The following is a 16,329-nucleotide window of genomic DNA, read 5'->3' on the forward strand; positions in this document are numbered from 1 at the left end:
CAGCCGGACGGGCGTAGGCCAACCGGCCCACGCCCACCCACAAGATCAACACATAGGCCAACCGGGTGCCGTACACCTAGATCGTGATAGTCCCGAATCGATCCCCTTGAGCGGTTCCTTCCGGGCCGCGTGGTCGATGGCAGCGGCACCGATGGGGGTCTCCGGTAGGACGGCGGGCAGTTTGGACAGGTTCTCCGTGGTGAGGCCCGCGAAGACGAGGGCTTCCAGAGCCCTGCACGCGGCGACGTCGGTGAGCTCGAACGCCTGCTTGACGCGCTTGGTCCACTCCTGCTGCCTGGCGTGGGTCTGGGCGAGCGCGAACAACTGCTTGATGGTGGCATCGGTGACCGGGGTGCCCCTGGGGTGCCCCCCGACCTTCTGGCCGACGCGGTCCATGTCGGTGGCGATCGCGTACTTCGGGTCGAAGTCTCCCTTCACCCCGTCGTACCGGTTGTTGTGCAGTGAGTCCATCAGCTGCTGGCCTTCCTGGGCTCCGCTGCCGAAGGTGACGCCGTCTTCCAGCTCGTCGTAGTGCTCGTGCACCTTCACGAAGGTGTTGGGTTCGGGGTAGTAGACCAGGGCGGGCTCCACCTGGGCCATGGCCCTGCGGACGGCGAGGTCCACCTGGCTCGCGTGCCAGATCAGCACGTCGTCGTCGGCGGTCCTTCGGTCCGCAGGGGAGGTGTAGCCGCCGCTGAACACGTCCAGCCTCCCGGTGTCCAGCTGCTCGGCGGCCGCGGAGAACAGCGGTCCCGCTTCGGTGGCGAACGATGCGGTGTCGGCGTCGCTGGTGTGCAGGTAGACGTGCTCCCGCCCGGCGGCCCGCAGCCCGGCGATCATGGCGGTCGTCTCGGGGGAGCGCATGATCCTGTCCCGGATCTCGCCGTAGGGGATGGTCCGCTGGTTGGTCTCCTGGGCCTTGGCCCCGTGGTTGGCCCAGGTGAATCCGATGACCGCGACCCGGAACCGGTCATTGCCCCAGGCGGTGCGGAAGGCGTTGACCTTCTGGGTGAACAGGGTCTGCGCGGTCGCAGCGTCCTGCGGGTTGCGGGTCCGGATGTTCACGCCGATGACCAGGGCGAAGCGGTCCGCCGGTGCGGTGCCTTCCTCGAAGCCGCTCTCGTACTGCTCGGCGATGTTCATGAGGTCGAGGGTTCGGCTGAGCACGGCGGGCACGATCGCGACGGTGCCCGCCCCCTGGGGTTCGGCGTCGGCGACGGCCTGCCCGAAGGCGCCGGCGTTCCCGCCCCCGGCGAGGTCGGCGAGCTCGGCCGCCCGCTGCACGGCCGGGGCCCGTCCCGCGGACGCGATCCGCGGTGCACCACGCCCCTCGGCCCGCTGGACCGGTGCGGCGCGGGTGGTGTCGTCCAGGGGACGGCGGGGCCCGCGCAGCACCGCTTGGACGGTGGAGCGCTGCACCTCGGGCGCCGCCTGCCCGGCCTGCGGGTGGCCGCAGTCGGCGGAGTGCCGGTGCTGCTCGCGGGCCCCGGGGTGGCCGGCCCGGCGCAGCATCTGGACCACGGCCGCGTTCCCGGCACCGGCCTGCAAGGCCATGAGGCCGACGCGCGACGCCCCGCCCGCCGCTGCGGGGGCGCGGGGCGTGGTGCGGGCACGTTCGTCCCGTGTGGACCGGTCGTTGTCTTGGGCACGCATGAGAAGGGGCCCTACCTAGGGAGAAGGGGCAACCCTTCCTGCATACGCGACGAACGATCACGAGGCCAGGGGCCGGAGGGCAGAAATCGGGCAGAGAAGGGTGGCCGACCGGACAGTGCGGATGCGCGACCTCAGCGGACGTACGCCCGTGCACGGGCAGTATGGGCCGACCGGAGCGACGTTTCGCCCGGAGCGGTGCACACCGGCCATCAGGATGTCCGGAACGACCCCGTGTCGCGGTATTCCTGGCCGGAATCGAGCGGACGGCGGCGCGAATTCGGTTCGTGCCCCAATGACACCGGTCGTACGTTCACATCCCTTCGGCTCCGTGCGCACACTTTCCTCACTTACCGTCAGGACGACACTCGGGTTGAATCAATTCCGTTGAACCGGACTTCGTGCGCGACCCGTTGGGCTTTGATGGGGATGCACGCCACCCGTCCGACGGCCATTCGAAGCCGGTCCGTCCGTTGCGGCGCCGCCGCACGGAAGTCACCAAAAATCACCTGGAGTTCGTCGCCATGACGCTTCATTCCTGCCTCCGTCACACCAACTGCCAGGTCAGACCGGAACTCGCCCCGTGCACTGACCACTTCTTAACCCTGGGGTTACTGTGACTTCAAAGCACGTCTCCATTGCCATCGTGGGCGGCGGCCCGCGCGGACTCAGCATTCTTGAGCGGATCTGCGGAATACCACAGATCTCCTGGGAAAGCCTGTCGATCCATCTGATCGACCCGAATCAGCCGGGTTCAGGGACTCATTACCCGAGCCAGGCCAACCATCTGCTGATGAACACCGTCGCCGGCCAGGTCACGGTCTTCCGCACCGGCGACTCGAACGCCTCCGGGCAACCGGCCTCCGGGCCCAGCCTCGCCGAATGGGCCGGCGTCCCCGGGAACACCTATCTGCCGCGCAGCGTCCTCGGCCGCTACCTGGCCCACTGCTACCGGCTCCTGCGCCGGCAGGCCCCCGACACGATCAGAGTCCACGAGCACCGGGCGACCGCGCACACGCTGCGGGCCCTGCGGGACCGGTCCTGGGTCCTCAACCTGTCGGACGGCGCGATCGTCGCCGCGGACTTCGTCTTCCTCACCACCGGCCACGGGACGAACCACCCGACGACCGACGACCAGGCGATCCAGCAGTTCGTCGCCGACCACCGCCGGGCCAACCCCCGGCTGCGCTACGTCCGCAACTGCTACCCGCTGCAGAAGCTCGACGCCATCGAGCCCGGCGCCCGGGTCGCGGTGCGCGGCATGGGGCTGTCCGCGATCGACGCGGTCGCCAGCCTGACCGTCGGCCGCGGCGGACGGTTCGTCACGGGCGCCGACGGGGAGCCGGTCTACCGCCCCAGCGGGGACGAGCCCCGGATCCACGTCTACTCGCGCAGCGGCCGGGTGTTCTCGCCCCGGGCCGTCAACCAGAAGACACCGGCGGACACCCACCGGCCCTCGGTCCTGACGCAGGAGGAGCTGGTGAGGCTCCGCCTGACGCACGGTCAGCTCGACTTCGAGAGCCAGGTGCTCCCCCTGCTGCGCGCCGAACTGCGCACGGCCGCCCAGGCGGCGGGCGGAGCGACCGGCGGAGCGGCGGACCTTCCGGATGTCGAATCGCTTCTGCGCCGCCCGGTGCCGGGCCCGCTCCGGACCCTCGACGAACAGCAGGCGGAACTCGTCGACTTCCTCGCGACGGACGAACGCCGCGCCGCCGAGGGGAACCTGGGGAACCCGGTCAAGGCCGCCGCCGACGCCCTGCGCGACCTGCGCGACGGGCTCCGGCTGGCCGTCGAGCACCGCGGCCTGACCCCGGCCTCGCACCAGCAGTTCTGCCAGGTGTACGCCCCGATGCTGAACGCCGTCGCGGCCGGGCCGCCCGCATCGCGGTCGCGCGAGTGGCGCGCCCTGTTCGCCGCCGGGACCCTGCACCTCGGCGCGGGCCCGGGGGCGACCGCCCGTCCCGACCCGGACGGCGCCGGGTTCGTCCTCGACGGCGCCCGGCAGTCCTCGCCGCCGACCCGCTTCGACGTGCTCGTCGGGGCGAGCATCGACCCGTTCCTGCCGGAGCACGACGCCTCGCCGCTGACCCGGTCGCTGCTGTCCGCCGGGCACGCCCGCCCGTTCGCCAACGGCTGGTTCCGGCCGGGCGGCTTCGACGTCGACACCGCCGGACGGCTGATCGACGCGGACGGCTCGGTCGTGCCGAACCTGTGCGCGCTCGGCCATCTCACCGAAGGCGCGCACTACTTCACCAACATGCTGCCGGCCCCCGGCGTCGACTCCCGGATCACCGCGGACGCGGCCGCGGCCGTCCAGGCCATGGTCGACCACCTGCGCGCACCGCAGCGCTCCCCGCAGCAGGCCTGACGGCCGGGACCCTCCCCGACTTCTTCCTTTTCTTCCTCGGAGACCGCCATGACCACCATGACCACCACGAGCACCACGAGCACCACGAGCACCACGAGCACCACCGGCCAACGCGCGCCCTGGATCGAGCCGTTCACGGCGAAGGGCGAGCACGTGACGCTGGTCCCGCTGGAACCCGGCCACGAGGCCGAACTCGTCGACGCCGTCGAGGACGGCAAGGTGTGGGACACCTGGTTCGCCGCGGTGCCCTCCCCCGACGGCATGCGGCAGGAGATCGAGTGGCGCCTCGGACTCGCCGACGAGGGGCGGATGGTGCCCTTCACCGTGCTCGACGGTCAGGGCCGGATCGCCGGCATGACCAGCTACATGAACGTCGACGCCGCCAACCGCCGCCTGGAGATCGGGCACACCTGGTACCGCCGCAGCGTGCAGCGCACCCCGCTCAACACCGAGGCCAAACTGCTGCTGCTCCAGCACGCGTTCGAGCAGCAGGACTGCATCGCGGTGAGCTTCCGGACCGCCTTCTTCAACCAGCCGAGCCGGCGCGCGATCGAACGGCTCGGGGCGAAGCTGGAGGGCGTCTGGCGCAACCACGTCATCCTGCCGGACGGAACCCTGCGCGACACCTGCTACTACAGCATCATCGCCGGCGAATGGCCCGCGGTGAAGCGGCACTTGGGCTGGCTGCTCAACCGCGCCGAGCAGGCCTCCGGGCCGACCTCCGGGCAGGCCGCCGAGCAGACCTCCGAGTCGCCGTCCAAGTCGGCGTAGTGCCCAACGGTCCCGACGCCGCCGGGCCGCTGTCACCGAGGGCCCGGACGGCCGTCTTCCTGCTCGGCCTGTGCGCACTGCTCAACATCTACTCCACCCAGCCGCTGCTGTCCGACCTCGCCCGGGACCTGCACGTGCCGGTCGAACGGGCCACCTGGACGATCACCGCGACGACGCTGGGCGTCGCCCTGCTGGCCCCCTTCGCCGGCTCGGTCTCGGACTTCCTGGGCCGCAAACGGGTGATGGTGGCGGCGATCGGTGCGTCGCTGGCCGCCACCCTCGCCTGCGCGCTCGCCCGGGACTTCACCACCATGCTGGTGTGCCGGTTCGCCCAGGGGCTGTTCATCCCGTTCGTCTTCGCGGTCGCCGTCGCATACGTCGCGGAGGAGTGCACCGGCCCGGCGGCACAGGGGGCGAACGCCCTCTACGTCTCCGGTACGGCGTTCGGCGGGTTCTGCGGACGGTTCCTCTCCGGCGCGGTGACCACGCAGTTCGGCTGGCGGTCGTCGTTCCTCGCCATGGCCCTCGTGCTGCTGGTGACGCTGGCGGTGACGGCGGCCTGGCTGCCCCGGGAACGGCGGTTCCGGCGCTCGGAGTCGCTGCTGGCCAGCCTCCGGGGCATCGGGCGGCACTTCGGCAACGCGCGGCTGCTCGGCACCTGCTTCATCGGGGCGGCGATCCTGTTCCTCCAGGTCGGCTCGTTCACCTACGCCGGGATGCTGCTCGAAGCCGCGCCGTTCGGGCTGAGCACCTTCGAGATCGGCGCGGTGTTCGCCGTCTTCCTGGTCGCCGTGGTCGTCACACCGCTCACCGGCCGCCTGATCGGCCGCATCGGCAGACGCAGGACGTTCGTCCTGGTCAGCGTCGTCTCGCTGGCCGGCCTCGCCCTCACCCTGGTCCCGTCCACCCCGGCCGTGATCCTCGGCCTGGCGGCCTCCTCCACTGGGGTGTTCTCCGGCCAGGCGTGCGCCATCGGTTACGCCGCCGAGGCCGGCGGACCCGCCCGATCCAGCGCGGTCGGACTGTACCTGACCTCCTACTACGCCGGCGGCAGCATCGGCGCCGTCGCACCCTCCCCGCTCTACACCGCCGCCGGCTGGGGCGCGACCGTCGGCCTGCTGGCCGCCGTGGTCGGCCTCAGCGTCCTGGTGGCGCTCGCCGCCTGGCCGGCCCCGGCCGCCCGATCCCTTCGAATCAAGGAACCCGCGCTGTGACCATCACAACCGACCTGACCGACCGGGACACCTTCTTCTGGCTCTGCCGGCTCGACAAGGCCTCGACGGTGATGACCGTCGAGGAGGGCATCGCCCCGCGCGAGGTCGGCGCCCGGACGGCGGCCGCGATCGCCAAGGTCGTCTCCGACGCCGAGGCGCCCGGAGCCGACCGGCCGACCGACTACCTGCAAGTCGAGCCCCTGGTAAGGGAGTTGGTGGGTCCGGACAGCTCCCGCATCCACTCCGGGCGCAGCCGCCAGGACATGCTGCCCACCGTCTACCGGCTGCTCCTGCGCGACCGTCTCGTCCTCGTCCACCGCGCGCTCGGCGAGCTGCGCACCGCCCTGCTCACCCTCGCCGAGCGGTACGGGTCGGCGATCGTGCCCGCCTACACCAACGGCGTCCAGGCCCAGCCGACCACCTTCGGCCACCTCCTGCTCGGCTACGAGGCGACCCTCCGGCGCTCGGCGCTCCGCCTGGCCGAGGCCTACCCGCGCGTCAACCGGTGCCCGCTCGGGGCGGCGGCGCTCGCGACGTCGAGCTTCCCGGTCAACCGGGTGCGGCTCGCCGAGCTGCTCGGCTTCGACGAGCCCGTGGAGAACTCCTTCGACGCGGCCCAACTCTCGCCGATCGACGTCGGGTTCGAGGTGGCGGCGGGCGCGATGGCGCTGGCCCTGTCCCTCGGGACCTTCGTCCAGGACGTGCACGCGCAGTACCACCACGCGCGGCCGTGGATCACCCTGGACAACACCGACCTGCTGAGCCCGAGCACCCTGATGCCCCAGAAGCGCAACCCGGTCGCGCTCAACCGGGCCCGGCTGCTGGCCAGCGAGGTGATCGGCGACGGCGTCTCGACGGCGCTCGCCGCGCACAACGTGTGCTCGGGCCTCACCGACTACAAGCGAGCCGAGGCGCAGCGGACCCTGGACCGCACCCTCGCCCTGCTCGGGGAGGTGACGGCGATCGTGGGCGGCATGCGGCTGGACGAGGGGGCCGCGCTCGACGAGGTGCGGTCCGACTACTCGACGACCTCGGAGCTCGCGAACGTCCTGCAGCGCGACTGCGACGTGCCGTTCCACGTCGGCCACAGCTTCGCCTCCGCCCTGGTCACGTACGGGCGCGGCGAGGGGCTGACGGTGGAGCGGCTGGACTTCGCCGAGGCCCGGCGGCTGTACCGCGGGATCGCGGGCGGATTCGACGGCGTGGACGTGGAACTCCCGTTGACCGAGCAGCAGTTCCGGGCCGCACTGGACCCGGTGGACATGGTCGCCTCCTACCGCGGCCTCGGCGGACCGCAGCCGGCCGAGTTCCGGCGGATGCTCGCGGCGGCGCGGGACGCGGTACGGGCCGACACGTCGTGGCTCGACACGACGGCGGCGCGGCTGACGGCGGCGGAGGCCGCGCTGGAGGCGAGCTTCGGCGAACTGGCCGGATAACCGGCCCCCGACCCGACGGGCCCGCCCGTCCGGGCCCGGCAGGAGTGGACGGTCACCGCTCCTGCCGGGCCCCGGCGTCATTCGCCGCCCCCTGCCCGTCACACGGCTACACGGCTACACGGCTACACGGCTACGCGGCTACGCGGCTACGCGGCTACGCGTACAGCGTTCCGCGGGCGACGACGACGGCGGACCCGGCGACCTGGACCGACTCGATCCGTCCCGGCGTGCCGAAGGCCCGGGCCCGCATCGTCGAGGGGCGGCCGATCTCGACGCCCTGGCGGATCTCGATCCACTCCCCGAAGGGGATCACGCCGTGCCGGGCCAGGTGCACCGCCAGCGCGCCGGCGGCCGAGCCGGTGGCCGCGTCCTCCACGACGCCGTAGGCGGGCGAGAACATCCGCAGCCGCCACTGCGAACCCGAGCCCGCGAAGCAGTTGGCGGCCATGTCGGGCAGCCGGGCGAGGACCCGCTGGTCCGGTTCGAGGGCGGAGAGCGAGGCCACGCCGTCCAGGCCGACGAACACGTGCCGAGGTCCGTTGCGGTAGACCTCGACCGGCAGCGTCCGGGCGGCCGGGGCCAGGCCGAGACCGGCGAGCAACTCGTCGGCGCGCTTGTACAGCTCCCAGGTCGGGACGGGCTGCCACATGCAGGCGGAGTCGGCCCGGCCGTCATCGGCCCGTTCGAGCTCGAACACCACGGTGCCCATGGCGGTCTCCATCCGGATCGTGTCCGCCCTGTCTGCCTTGTCCGTCTTGTCCGCCCGGCCGAGCACGATGGCCGTCCCCAGGGTCGGATGGCCCGCGAACGCCAGCTCGTTCACCGGGGTGAAGATCCGCACCCGCACGTCGCCGTCGCCCTCCGGGGGGAGGACGAAGACGGTCTCCGACAGGTGCATCTCCTGCGCGATCCGCTGCATGCGTTCGGGAGGGATCCCGGCGGCGTCCACGAAGACCGCGGTCGGGTTGCCCTCCAGCGGGACGTCGGTGAAGACGTCGGCCACCACGTACTCGTACGTACCCATGGGTTTCCGTTCTCGAAGTCCCCCGCACACCGCGCGGGCCGGGGGACGGATGCCGGGTCGGTGGGCGTCGAACAGGGCCTGGTACCGGGCGACGGCCCGCTCGGTGGCTGGGCGGGGGCTCCGTTACGGCTGCGACGAGGGGCGGGCCGCGGCGACCAACGCGGTGTTCTCCATGGGCAGTTCGGCGCTCCGGACGATGTCCAGGCCGGCCCGGTCGAGCAGCGAGGTGATCCGGTCGAGGCTGCGGTGCGCGCCGCCGGTCGTCATCAGGAGGTGCAGGTCCCACAGGGCGGGCAGCACGGTGGAGTCCTTGTCCGCGACGAAGCGGTCGAGGAGCAGCAGCCGTGCGGAGGGGTCCGTCATGGCGCGGCGGCAGTTCTCGAAGACGCCGACGACCGCGTCGTCGTCCCAGCCGGCCAGCACCCGACAGAGGATGTAGACGTCCCCGCCCTCCGGGACGCCCTCGAACATGTCTCCCCCGACCAGCCGGACGCGCTCCGGTCCGACCGCGGCGACCAGGTGCTCGCGGGCCTTGGGCATCATGTGCTCGCGGTCGAAGAGCACGCCCTCGGCGTCCGGCGTCGCGGCGAGGATCGCGGCGAGCAGCTGCCCGCCCCCTCCGCCCACGTCCACGACCGTCCGGCCGGAGAAGTCGAACACCTCCGGCACCTGGTGGAAGAACATGCTTCCGGCGTTCATGGTGTGCTGGAAGCGCCGGGTGAGCGCGGGGTCGTGGCCGAGGTGCTCGTAGAGCGGCCGGCCGTAGGCGGCCTCGAAGCCCGAGCTCACCGTGGAGACGGCGTGGTGGGCGTGGCCCCAGGCGGTGTAGAACTCCTCGCCGTAGAGCAGGCACAGGTCGTGCATGGACTGGGGCCCGGGGAGCAGGGCCGTGCTCAGCAGGGTGTTCCGGTAGCCGGTCGTCCCGTCGCCCTCGAACACGCCCATGGCCACCAGGAGGCGCATCAGCCGGTGCACGCCCCGTTCGTCCGCGCCGGTCGCCCGGGCGAGTTCGGGGTCGGTGTCCCGGCCGGCCTCGATGTGGTCCGGCAGGTCCAGTTTGACCGCGGTGTAGAGGGCCTGGGCCCGCCAGCCACCGGTGATGACCTCGATCACGTCCCGGGTGGCCTGTATGTCGACTGTCATGTGCGACTCCCCATTCCGGCCTCCCGGTCCGGTACCGGGAGGCCCACTGTTCGTACGGACGACATCGGACTAGGTGGGGATTCCCCCGCGCTTGATCTCCGGGACCTCCACGCCCAGCGCCCGCAGCTGCTGGAACGGGTTCATGAACTCGCGGTTCTGCTTGATCTTCCCGTCGGCCAGCACGAACGAGTGGATGAAGTGGTTCCGGTAGTGGCCCGGCGGGTAGTCCGGATAGAGGATCTGGCCCTCTCCGTCGCATTCCACCCAGAAGTGATTGGGGTCCTGGGTGTCGAAGATCCGGACGTTCTTCCATTCCCAGTCGGGGAACATCCGCAGGGACCACTCACCGTGCTGCCGGAGCTTCTCGTGGCCCTGCGAGACGACGGGTTCCCCGGTGTCGGTGGTGTAGAGGCCGGCGCTGCCGTCCTCGGCGAAGAGCAGGTACCGCGTCAGGCGGTTCTCGCCCTTCCGGCTCATGTAGTCCGCGACCACCTCACGGTGCCGGCGGCGGAGTTCGACGTCGTTTCCGACGTGCTCGGGCTGCGCATGGGTGTCTGTCATCTGGTGTCCCCTCGGCTTTCCTCGGTACCGGCGCCGTCAGTGCAGCCGGAGTTCGGGGCGGTAGACGTCCAGCCACGTGCTCAGATCGAGGACCCGATCCATGCCGTTGCGGACATCGAGGCTCATCGTGCCCGGGTCCTGCCGCGTGATCCGTTCGAGCCGGCCACGGTCGACCAGTTCGAACACCGGATCGTCGGTCGCGAGCAGTTCCCTGCTCTGTTCCAGCAGGGATGCGGCGTACTGCGGGGAGAGCGTGGCGGGATAGGGCGATTTGGTCCGCTCCAGTACCGACCGGGGCAGGAGATCGGCGGTCGCGGCGCGCAGCAGGCTCTTCTCCCGGCCGTCGAAGGTCTTCATGGACCACGGGGTGTTGTAGACGTACTCCACCAGCCGGTGGTCGCAGAAGGGAACCCGGACCTCCAGCCCGACGGCCATGCTGATCCGGTCCTTGCGCTCCAGCAGCATGCGGACGAACCGGGTCAGGTGCAGGTGGCACATCACCCGCATCCGCAGCTCGTGGTCGCTCTCGCCGTCGGCCCGCTCGACCTCGGCGACCCCCTCGGCGTAGCGCTCGCGGATGTAGGCCGGCAGGTCGAGGGCGGCGGTGATGTCGCGGTTGAACCGGTCGGACGCCTGGGCCTTCGCGCCGCTGACGAACACGGCCATCCACGGGAAGGTGTCCGCGGCCTGGACCTCCGGCTGGTGGAACCAGCGGTACCCGCCGAACACCTCGTCGGCGGACTCCCCGGACAGGGCGACCGTGGAGTGCTCGCGGATCGCCCGGAACAGCAGGTACAGCGAGGCGTCGATGTTGCCGAAGCTGAACGGGCTGTCCCGCGCGGTGATGACCCTGCGGCGGATCTCCGGATCGGCCATCGCCGCGTGGTCGAGCACGACGGTCCGGTGCTGCGTGCCGACGTGCGCCGCCACGTCGAGCGCGTACGGGCCGTCCGCGGTGGCGCGCAGCTCGTCGGGGACGAAGTCCTCCTCCCGTCCGACGAAGTCCACCGCGAAGCTGCGCACCTCCTTGCCGAGCCGGGCGGCGGCCAGGGCGGTGATCGCGCTGGAGTCGAGCCCGCCGGAGAGCAGCGTGCAGCGCGGCACGTCGGAGACCAGCTGACGGTCCACGATGTCCTCAAGCAACGTGCGCACGGTGTCGACGGTGGTCTGCCGGTCGTCGGTGTGGACCCGGGTCGGCAGGGTCCAGTAGCGGTGCTCGCGCAGGCCGCCGCGGTCGACGGTGGCCACGCCGCCCGGGAGCAGCTCGCGCATCCCGCACCAGACCGAGGCCCCCGGCGTGTGGGTGAAGCTGACCAGCTCCCGCAGGCCGGCGAGGTCGACCGCGCGCTCCGCCAGCGGGTGGGCGAGGATCGCCTTCGGCTCGGAGCCGAACAGCACCCCGTCCTCGGTGGCGTAGAAGTAGAGCGGCTTGACACCCATCCGGTCGCGGATCAGCACGAGCCGCTCGACCCGGGCGTCCCAGATCGCGAAGGCGTACATGCCGTTCAGCCGCTCGGCGACCGCCTCGCCCCACTCCAGGTAGCCGTGGAGCACCACCTCGGTGTCGCTGCGGGTCCGGAACCGGTGGCCCCGGCGGACCAGTTCACCCCTGAGCTCGGTGAAGTTGTAGACCTCGCCGCTGTAGGTGAGCGTCACCTCGCCGTCGTCGGTGCGCACCGACATCGGCTGGGTGCCGCCTTCGAGGTCGATGATCGACAGGCGCCGGTGGCCGAGCGCCGCGTGCCGGTCGAGCCAGGCGCCCTCGGCGTCCGGTCCCCGACAGGCCATGGTCAGGGTCATCGCGTCCAGGTCCGCGCGGTGCTGAGTCAGGTCCCGGTCGAAGGAGACCCAGCCCGATATTCCACACATCGACTTACCTTCTCCTGTTGGAGGACTTGGCGGGCACGGTCAGGGTTGGAGCCGGTCGGCGCGCCAGCCGGAGCCGTGGCGCTCGTAGCGGAGCCTTCGGTGCAGCCGGTCCGGGGCGGCCTGCCAGAACTCGACGGCCGCGGGCTCCAGCAGGTAGCCGAGCCAGCCGGCCGGGCGGGGCAGCGCCGTGCCGTCGCGGCCCAGCCGTTCGGCCTCCGCCCGCAGGGCGTGCTCGTCCGGCAGCGGTGCGCTCTGGTGCGAGGCCACCGACATCGGGTGCGCGGCGGCCGGCCGGGCGACCCACAGGGCGTCGCACTCCCCGTCGGGCAGCGGACGGGTCGGGCCGCTCACGATCGCCTGGCGGCCGGCCTCGCGCCAGTAGAGCACCCCGGACGCCCACGGCGTCCCGGCCAGGTCCCGGCCCTTGCGGCTGTCGGCGTGGCTGGCGAACACCAGGCCCGTGTCGCGGACCGCGAGCACCTGCACGATCCGGTTCGAGGCGTGGCCGCGGGCATCGGCGGAGGCCAGCGCCAGCGCGCCCGGCTCGCGGACGGCGTTCGCGACGGCGCTGTCGAACCAGGCCTGGAGCAGGCCCATCGGTTCGGCGGGCGGGGCGGCGAACTCGTCGGACGCCGGGGGCGGGGTCGACGCGCTCACGACGGCTCCTCGACGGGCTCGAAGGCGACGGGCTCGGACTCGACGGGCTCGGACTCGACAGGTTCGGACTCGACAGGTTCGAAGGCGACGGATTCGAAGGCGAGGCCCCGGTCGGGCGTCCCGCCGGAGCGGACGCCCTCCACGAGCGCCTCGACCTCGGTCGCCATCCGGAGGGTCGGCGGGTAGCCGATCAGTTCGGTGGCCCGGTTCGGCGGCATCGGCGCGGTCAGGTCGGCCGTGGACTCCCACAGCATCACCGCGCCCCAGCGGTTGGTCCGCCGGTCGGATATCCAGATCTTCAGACGGAGTCCGTCGATCCCGGCCCACGGCTCCACGCCCTCGTCCCGCAGGTAGACCCGCAGGGAGTCGATGGTCTGGTCGGACCCGGAGAGGTCCCACCAGGAGATGGTGGCTATCACGCGTTCAGCACCTCCTTGATTTCCGTCAACGGGGCCAGCAATGCGCCCAGGATCCGTACTCCGTCCCGGGTGAGCACCGATTCGAGGTGGAACTGCACCGAGCTGAAGTGCGGCCCGCGCAGGGCGTGCACCTCCCCGGTCTCGGCGTCCAGGCCGACCCGCACCTCGCCCACGCCGGGGCACTCCAGCTGCTCGGCCCGCGCGTAGGCCGCGTAGGAGTTGTAGAAGCCGACGTGCTCCCGCGAGCCGAACAGGTCAATCTCGCGCTGGGTCCCCTGGTTGGGGACCTGGCGGCGTCTCAGCGGCAGGCCGAGGTGCCGGCACAGCAGCTGATGGCTCAGGCACACGGCCAGGAAGGGGGTGCGCCGGGACAGCAGCTCCTCGATCGCCGAGGTGAGCCGGGCCATCCGGGGGTGGCCGGCCTCGCGCGGGTCGCCGGGGCCGGGGCCCAGGACGACGAGGTCGTGGTCGTCGAAGCGGTGCGGCGCGTCGAAGCCGGCCAGGTGCACCGTCAGCCCGACGGCGCGCAGCTGGTGGGCCAGCATCGCGCTGAAGGTGTCCTCGGCGTCGACGACCAGGGCCCGGCGGCCGGCCAGTACCGGGTGCGGCCGGGTCCGCGCCGCGGTGTCGCTGAGCCAGAACCGCGCGATCGTCCTGTTGCGCCGGCCCAGGGCCTCCCGGACCAGCGGGTGCGCGTCGAGCCGCTCGTCGGCGCCCAGTGCCGAGAGCAGGCCCGCGGCCTTGGTCCGGGTCTCGGCGACCTCGGCGGCGGGATCGGAGTGCCGGACCAGGGTCGCGCCCACCCCGACCTCGACCCGCCCCGCGCCGTCGGGGCCCGGGCCGCTGATGTCGGCGGTGCGGATCAGGATCGCGGAGTCCAGGGTGGGTGCGCCGTCGGCGCCGCGGCCGATGAGCGCGGCGACGCCTCCGTAGTAGCCGCGGCCGCGCGGTTCGTGCCGGGTGATCACCCGGCAGGCGTTCTCCAGCGGGCTGCCGGTCACCGTGGGGGCGAACAGGGTCTCCCGCAGGATGTCCCGGGGGTCGAGGTCGCTGCGCCCCTCGATGACGTACTCGGTGTGCGCGAGCCGGGCCATCTGCCGCAGGAACGGGCCCACCACCCGGCCGCCGCCGCGGCAGACGCGGGCCATCATCTTCAACTCCTCGTCCAGGACCATGTACAGCTCGTCGGTCTCCTTGCCGTCGGTCAGGAAGTCCATGACCTCGGACAGCACCGGTCCGCTCGCGGGGTAGCGGTAGGTCCCGCTGATCGGGGTCATCGCCGCGACGCCGTCCCGCAGGCTGACGTGGCGTTCCGGGGTGGCGCCGACGAAGGTGCGGGTGCCGGTGTGCACGAGGAACGTCCAGTAGGCGCCGGTCTCCCGGGTGAGCAGCCGGCGGAACAGGCTCAGCGCGCTGCGCGTGGAGTAGCCGGTGACGGTGGCGACGAACGAGCGCTTGATGACGAAGTTCGACCCCTCCCCGGTGCCGATCTCGCGGTCGAGCACCGCGCGCACCGTGTCGGCGTAGGCCTCGTCGTCGGTGTCGAAGCGTCCCCCGGCCAGGGCGATCGGCTCGTCCGGCAGGCGCCTGAGCACCTCGGAGGTGGCGATCCGGCCCTGGTCGGTCACCGTCATCGCGAGCAGCGGCGAGCCGTCCGGGACGGCGGCGAAGCCGCGCTCGGCGATCTGCTGGTGCGGTACCAGGACCAGCACGTCGTGCCGGTCCTCGCCGGGGGTCCGGGGCCCTTCGCCCAGCGGGACGTCGGCGAGCCGGGCCGGGGTGCCGATCCGGCCCAGCAGGACGTCCATCCGGTCCGGGCCCAGGCTCTCGGGGCGGTGCAGGAGGGCGAAGGCGCCCGGATCGGGGCCCAGGACGCGCCCGAGCAACTGCGACGGGTTCATCGGAAGACCTCCTCGGTGGTGGTGACCACCGAGCAGCGGGCGGCCGCGTAGTCGAGGGCCAGCCGGTGGTACTCGGCGGAGAAGTCCCCGACGGCGTCGGCGACCAGGAACGGCTGGATGTCGTTGGTGAACGCCTCAAGGGCCGTGGCCAGGACGCCGACGTGCGCGTACACCCCGCAGAGGATCAGCTGGTCGCGGCCCTGGTCCCGCATGCGGGTCAACAGGGCGGAGTTGAAGAACGCGCTGTAGCGCCACTTGGTGAACACGTCGTCCGTCGGCCGGGGCGTCAACTCCGGGACGACCAGGCGGTCCTCGGGGGCCACGCTCATTCCGGGGCCCCAGAAGTCCTTGAGCAGGCCGCGTTGCCGCTCCGTCATGCCGCCGGGCTGCGCGGTGTAGCACACCGGGACGTCGAGGGCGACACAACGCTCCCGCAGCGACGCGCAGTTGCGCACCAGCGGGTCGCGCACCGCCGGCGGGAACGGCGCGAGGAAGTAGCGCTGCATGTCGTGCACGAGCAGCACCGCCCGGCACGGATCGGGGGTCCAGCGCGCGGTGTTGACGGGCAGGTCGTCCGCCGCCGTCGGAAGCGGGTAGGCCGCGATCGGCGTCAGGCCCGACACGATCCCTCCCCGGCCCGGTGCGACTCCACGTCAGCCGCGGTGCGTACCGCCAGGCCTCCCCGGCGGGGCCGCCGCCGGGCGACCGGGTCTGTCGGAGCTACGAGCGAGGTGGCGTTCAAGGTTTCTCCAGAGCTCGAACATGTCGGCACTCGCTGTTCGTGGAATTCCCGATTTCGGGGAATACGGAAAGGGATTTGCTGTGCACCCGGCCGAGAAACCGGGCATTCCGCCACCGTGCGGCGGATATGGCGTGAGTAACTTTTGTTTGCCATCCCGACCCCGTGACGCCAGTCATACAACAGTCGGAAATAGGCTGCTGTCAAGGCGTGAATAAAGTGCTGTACGGAGTATTTCTTCGATCTTCCGGCCATGACTCCATGCGTCGCCACGGCGGCTGGAGTTCTTGATCGATTCCCCGTTCGCACTGGTCAGCGGAGCGGATTTCGCCGTCGGCGACCAACCTCGATCGTGCCGCAGCACTGCGGCACGTCCAGCCGGGACGTGCCGCCAGCTCATGACGACGCGCCCTGAACCACATTGATTCATCAGTACTTGAGCGGCCCTGAAGGCGACCCCTAGGAAGCATTCCGGCGTAGGTACCGGGGCAGCACGATCACCGCCCGCCGATGCCGCCCGCCAGGACCCGCTGGAACCCGACTCCGTCTCCGGTTGCCGAAGCGATCCCCGCATCAG

General features: G+C 71.7%; 13 protein-coding genes. 4 read left to right on the forward strand and 9 right to left on the reverse strand.

Features of this window, described 5'->3' with window-relative positions; translation table 11 throughout:
- Positions 1-45: 45 nt before the first annotated feature.
- Positions 46-1,554, reverse strand: coding sequence for a hypothetical protein (locus ABTZ03_RS19520; protein WP_350514254.1), 1,509 nt, complete (start codon positions 1,552-1,554; stop codon positions 46-48).
- Positions 1,555-2,296: 742 nt separating this feature from the next.
- On the opposite strand from ABTZ03_RS19520, the gene ABTZ03_RS19525 reads away from it, so the two are divergent.
- From ABTZ03_RS19525 to ABTZ03_RS19540, 4 genes are read left to right on the forward strand one after another with little or no spacing between them, the layout of a single operon-like run.
- A complete protein-coding gene (locus ABTZ03_RS19525) occupies positions 2,297-4,018 on the forward strand; it encodes an FAD/NAD(P)-binding protein (RefSeq protein WP_350514373.1) in 1,722 nt (573 codons plus the stop codon).
- 48 nt (positions 4,019-4,066) lie between these two features.
- Positions 4,067-4,789, forward strand: coding sequence for a GNAT family N-acetyltransferase (locus ABTZ03_RS19530; RefSeq protein WP_350514255.1), 723 nt, complete (start codon positions 4,067-4,069; stop codon positions 4,787-4,789).
- Positions 4,789-6,003 carry an MFS transporter gene (locus tag ABTZ03_RS19535; protein WP_350514256.1) on the forward strand — a complete coding sequence of 405 codons (1,215 nt, stop codon included), beginning with the start codon at positions 4,789-4,791 and terminating at the stop codon, positions 6,001-6,003. The genes ABTZ03_RS19530 and ABTZ03_RS19535 overlap by 1 nt, the downstream gene beginning before the upstream one ends.
- Positions 6,000-7,439: a lyase family protein gene (locus tag ABTZ03_RS19540; RefSeq protein WP_350514257.1), complete on the forward strand. Its 1,440-nt coding sequence runs from the start codon at positions 6,000-6,002 to the stop codon at positions 7,437-7,439. The genes ABTZ03_RS19535 and ABTZ03_RS19540 overlap by 4 nt, the downstream gene beginning before the upstream one ends.
- 154 nt (positions 7,440-7,593) lie before the next feature.
- On the opposite strand, the gene ABTZ03_RS19545 is transcribed toward ABTZ03_RS19540, so the two are convergent.
- The 8 genes from ABTZ03_RS19545 to ABTZ03_RS19580 all read right to left on the reverse strand — a co-directional run bounded on the left by ABTZ03_RS19545 (position 7,594) and on the right by ABTZ03_RS19580 (position 15,636).
- The gene (locus ABTZ03_RS19545) at positions 7,594-8,463 is read right to left on the reverse strand and encodes a PhzF family phenazine biosynthesis protein (protein ID WP_350514258.1); all 870 of its coding nucleotides are present in this window, start codon (positions 8,461-8,463) and stop codon (positions 7,594-7,596) included.
- A 123-nt stretch (positions 8,464-8,586) separates the two neighbouring features.
- Entirely contained in the window at positions 8,587-9,606 is a 1,020-nt protein-coding gene (locus tag ABTZ03_RS19550) for a methyltransferase (protein ID WP_350514259.1), read from the reverse strand.
- Between the two features lie 69 nt (positions 9,607-9,675).
- Positions 9,676-10,167, reverse strand: a complete 492-nt coding sequence (locus ABTZ03_RS19555; RefSeq protein WP_350514260.1) for a PhzA/PhzB family protein — start codon at positions 10,165-10,167, stop codon at positions 9,676-9,678.
- 36 nt (positions 10,168-10,203) lie between these two features.
- On the reverse strand, positions 10,204-12,036 hold the full coding sequence (gene asnB / locus ABTZ03_RS19560; protein ID WP_350514261.1) for an asparagine synthase (glutamine-hydrolyzing): 1,833 nt from the start codon (positions 12,034-12,036) through the stop codon (positions 10,204-10,206).
- A 39-nt stretch (positions 12,037-12,075) separates the two neighbouring features.
- Complete coding sequence (gene phzG, locus ABTZ03_RS19565; protein WP_350514262.1) at positions 12,076-12,693, reverse strand: phenazine biosynthesis FMN-dependent oxidase PhzG; 618 nt, start codon at positions 12,691-12,693, stop codon at positions 12,076-12,078.
- A complete protein-coding gene (locus ABTZ03_RS19570; RefSeq protein ID WP_350514263.1) occupies positions 12,690-13,112 on the reverse strand; it encodes a hypothetical protein in 423 nt (140 codons plus the stop codon). The genes phzG and ABTZ03_RS19570 overlap by 4 nt, the downstream gene beginning before the upstream one ends.
- Positions 13,109-15,013: an anthranilate synthase family protein gene (locus tag ABTZ03_RS19575; RefSeq protein ID WP_350514264.1), complete on the reverse strand. Its 1,905-nt coding sequence runs from the start codon at positions 15,011-15,013 to the stop codon at positions 13,109-13,111. The genes ABTZ03_RS19570 and ABTZ03_RS19575 overlap by 4 nt, the downstream gene beginning before the upstream one ends.
- Positions 15,010-15,636 (reverse strand): isochorismatase family protein, encoded by a 627-nt coding sequence (locus tag ABTZ03_RS19580; RefSeq protein ID WP_350514265.1) that lies wholly within the window; start codon positions 15,634-15,636, stop codon positions 15,010-15,012. The genes ABTZ03_RS19575 and ABTZ03_RS19580 overlap by 4 nt, the downstream gene beginning before the upstream one ends.
- Positions 15,637-16,329 lie beyond the last annotated feature (693 nt).

This window comes from Kitasatospora sp. NPDC096077 (genome assembly GCF_040303245.1).
Lineage (GTDB): Bacteria > Actinomycetota > Actinomycetes > Streptomycetales > Streptomycetaceae > Kitasatospora.

What these genes read in the sequence shown, in the direction of transcription:
- ABTZ03_RS19520 (WP_350514254.1), bottom strand. Translation starts at nt 1,554, where the DNA reads ATGGCCTTGCAGGCCGGTGCCGGGAACGCGGCCGTGGTCCAGATGCTG.
- ABTZ03_RS19530 (WP_350514255.1), top strand. Translation starts at nt 4,067, where the DNA reads ATGACCACCATGACCACCACGAGCACCACGAGCACCACGAGCACCACG.
- ABTZ03_RS19545 (WP_350514258.1), bottom strand. Translation starts at nt 8,463, where the DNA reads ATGGGTACGTACGAGTACGTGGTGGCCGACGTCTTCACCGACGTCCCG.
- ABTZ03_RS19550 (WP_350514259.1), bottom strand. Translation starts at nt 9,606, where the DNA reads ATGACAGTCGACATACAGGCCACCCGGGACGTGATCGAGGTCATCACC.
- ABTZ03_RS19555 (WP_350514260.1), bottom strand. Translation starts at nt 10,167, where the DNA reads ATGACAGACACCCATGCGCAGCCCGAGCACGTCGGAAACGACGTCGAA.
- asnB (WP_350514261.1), bottom strand. Translation starts at nt 12,036, where the DNA reads ATGTGTGGAATATCGGGCTGGGTCTCCTTCGACCGGGACCTGACTCAG.
- ABTZ03_RS19575 (WP_350514264.1), bottom strand. Translation starts at nt 15,013, where the DNA reads ATGAACCCGTCGCAGTTGCTCGGGCGCGTCCTGGGCCCCGATCCGGGC.